We start from the raw sequence: 3,202 nt of genomic DNA on the forward strand, positions 1-3,202 counted from the left end.
AATTTTGGATGAAGTTTCATACCTGTCCTTACCATAAATTCTTTTTCCAAAGCTCTTTTTGACTGATTGGGGCCCTCCAAAAGTATAAACAATATTATAGTCTCGATGAATTTTATCTATTGAATGCCCATCTGAATGCCCATCAACTAAAAGTAATGGTATACCTTTTATAGATAGGGCACCACCTGCGCTTAGTGCATCTGGAAAATCTCTTCCACTTGCTACTGCGATATTTTTTACACCCATTTTTTCTACGAGTTTTAATGATGTCTCATAGCGATTTGCACCACCTATCCTAGATACCTTGAAGTCTTGCTTTAAAGTGTTTTCTAGGGCTTTAGATATAGAATCTTCGCCACCCACAATAGTAATCTCGGTTACGGATTTGGATTTGAGTTTATTTACATCAAGGTTTTTACCATCAGTAAGGAGAATTGCTGCGTTTTCTTTTCCGGCAACTGGCCCAACAGATAAGGCGTCAGCAAAAGACTTTCCATTGGCTAAATATACTTTGGATGGACTTAGCTTTCCTATAATATTCATTGATGTTTCATATCTGTCTTTGCCATATATTCTTTCCAATGATAAACCTGATGGAGATTCATTAGCATGTATATCTCCTATGGTTAGACTTGAAAAAGTAATTACCGTAGCTAAAAACAATGATATATTCTTTTTATGATAATTTGACATTTTCTTTTGATACCTCCAATAAAAATTTGAGAAAATCTCCAGCTTGATTATACAATTAATGATAACTATTGTCAATACTGTTATTCTCTTTATAACATATAATTTTTATTATATTGGAACAGTATATAAAAATAGCCAGTTATCTCTTTGCTTGTTGGACACCTGGCTATTTTGTGCTAAGAAATAGTATACATATCATATACTAGAGCTTACAATTTAAATTAAATGATAACATATAATATACTAGCCAATCTGGTAGCTTGATCTCTTAAGGGCTAGCTTAATAATATTAAATAATACCATTGATGCAAATACATTTAAAACTATAGAAGGTAGTACCACTGCTACAAGTAGGCTCATTAGGCTAGCTGGTAGTCCAACCATTGCTGCAGCAGACACTAGGAATACTAGACCACTTACAAAAGTACCCACTAGAGTCATTACAAATATAATTACCTGGTCCTTCTTTTCGTTTAACTTGTTCATTAGTGGTAGGGCATACATAGTCTTCATCAATATGAACATTACATTTACAGTTACCAACTTATCTACCATATTAGGAACCTGGCCAGAAGGAAACTTTGTTGCTAGGGCAGAGAAGATACCTGAAATAATACCTGCAACCAAGCATGACTTATAGTCATCCCTGTTAATTACCATAATACAGAATAGCATTACTAGTGTAAGGTCTGGTGTGATACCTCCTGCAATAGCAGGGAAGATCTGATGGGCTATAAAGCCAATTCCTAATAAAATTGCGTTTAAAATCATAGTTTTTGTTTTTGAGTTTCTCATTTTTATACCTCCATAAAATTCATAAATTCTTGATATAAAAAATCCAATAAAAAAACTCCGCCCCATATATAGGGCGAAGTATAATCCGCGTTGCCACCTAAATTATACGAGTATGAACTCGTACATCTCTATTCAGGAACTCATGATTCCCTATCCGCTATATCGTGCAGCCCACGGTGAAGTCTACTCTCGAAAAGATTTCGATTCACTCCTCAGAGACCCATTCAATCAGTTGCTAGTATCGGTATTCCACCATCACCGACTCTCTATAAATAGTTAACTAACCTACTACTTCTCCTCATAGGATTTTCTATTTGTAAATATCATATATCTTTCGTAGATCATTGTCAAGGATTTTTTTGGAATTTTTTCCTGAATTTTAAATTAATGAAAAATTAAAAAAGCGTTTTTTTCCGGACTTTTTCTGTAAAAACGTTGCTTTTATAGTAGAACTATGTTAGAATAATATCAAACAAAGCAATAAATAATAATTTATTTTTTTTGAGAAGGGATGGGTAACTTAAATGAATAGGTTAAACTTAAGCATAAGAGACAAGAAGGATTTAAAAGATTTTGTATTGGCTATAGTTAGGAAGGAAGCATTTGAGAATCCAAAAATCTATAAGAGAGCTGTATTATCAACAGTTAAGGAATTAGGTTTTGACGAAGAGTGGGTTAAGACTGACCTAGCTAACGAATTTGATCACATAATCAAGATCAATGAAATGGATGAAAAAATAAAGGGTATTAACAATAGTGCCAACAAGTTCTATGATGCGGAAAAGATAAAGAACATCATAAAGGTATTATTTGACAAGAAGGTTTATGTTTCTGATATTTACCATACGTGGGACAATATACCTTTCACTTGCAAAATACTAGACAAGGATGAGTTTGAATGCTTAAAGCATACTTGCCCAGATTACCGTCTTATAGTTGAAGCATATGATGAGTACCTAAAGGAACATGGTTTAGAAAGAGCTGAAATTACTCTTAGAACTATGAAGATAATCGATAAGAAGCTTAAGGTTCTTTCACCAGATGCTATGATGAATATGTCACTATTAAATAGCAACAATGAGTCATTTGATGCTGTATTCAGAAGAGAACTTGAGAAGTTACCTGAAGAAGAAAGAGCTAGATATGTAAATGCAGCTCATATATATGCAGTAGAGAGATACTACAAGTAGGAAGCGCTTTTAGTCTGCCTTGCAGGTTCTAGTATACTAGTTACTAAGGTGGAGTATGATCTGGCTTTTTTGCAAAAGATAAATAGCTTATTAGGGACTACCGTAAGGGTAGTCCTTTTCTGTTGGAATCAATAACTAGTCACAGTATAGTAAAATGATTTTTATAAATATGTATACCATTCATTTATGTGAGTCTATGATGAATATCTAAGCACTAGTTTAATATATGCTGAAATAGGTCTTATAAGAAGATCTTAATCTGCAATTTATTGTAAATTAGGATAAATTAAATTCAGTTATTTGTCAAAATATGATAAAATAGAGTGATAATATAAATGAAAGTATGGGGAGTAAGTACTTTTAAGTAAGGAGAAATAAGGTGTCAAAAAGGAAGCAAATAGAGTTATCTATAGATAAAATAGAAGAGCAAGAAAAATATATAGAGTCTATTCACATGATGAATGAAGGCCTATTTAATAGGACTGGAAATAGAAAGTCATACTTCTGCACTACCTTTGGGTGTC

General features: G+C 33.0%; 3 protein-coding genes and 1 other annotated feature. Of the genes, 1 reads left to right on the forward strand and 2 read right to left on the reverse strand.

Features of this window, described 5'->3' with window-relative positions:
* Together ACW6OJ_RS07715 and ACW6OJ_RS07720 are read right to left on the reverse strand one after the other, a co-directional pair.
* On the reverse strand, positions 1 to 693 hold a 693-nt coding region (locus ACW6OJ_RS07715; RefSeq protein ID WP_456096237.1), incomplete at its 3' end, for a cell wall-binding repeat-containing protein.
* 243 nt (positions 694 to 936) lie between these two features.
* Complete coding sequence (locus tag ACW6OJ_RS07720) at positions 937 to 1,488, reverse strand: tryptophan transporter (RefSeq protein WP_456096238.1); 552 nt, start codon at positions 1,486 to 1,488, stop codon at positions 937 to 939.
* Between the two features lie 66 nt (positions 1,489 to 1,554).
* Positions 1,555 to 1,799 (reverse strand) — a binding site (T-box leader).
* A 213-nt stretch (positions 1,800 to 2,012) separates the two neighbouring features.
* Here ACW6OJ_RS07720 and ACW6OJ_RS07725 point away from each other — a divergent pair.
* Positions 2,013 to 2,678, forward strand: coding sequence for a hypothetical protein (locus tag ACW6OJ_RS07725; RefSeq protein ID WP_314497889.1), 666 nt, complete (start codon positions 2,013 to 2,015; stop codon positions 2,676 to 2,678).
* The last annotated feature ends 524 nt before the right edge of the window (positions 2,679 to 3,202 follow it).

Source organism: Peptostreptococcus sp. (genome assembly GCF_977045075.1).

Coding starts and splice junctions, on each gene's coding strand:
- ACW6OJ_RS07720 (WP_456096238.1), bottom strand. CDS start 1,488: ATGAGAAACTCAAAAACAAAAACTATGATTTTAAACGCAATTTTATTA.
- ACW6OJ_RS07725 (WP_314497889.1), top strand. CDS start 2,013: ATGAATAGGTTAAACTTAAGCATAAGAGACAAGAAGGATTTAAAAGAT.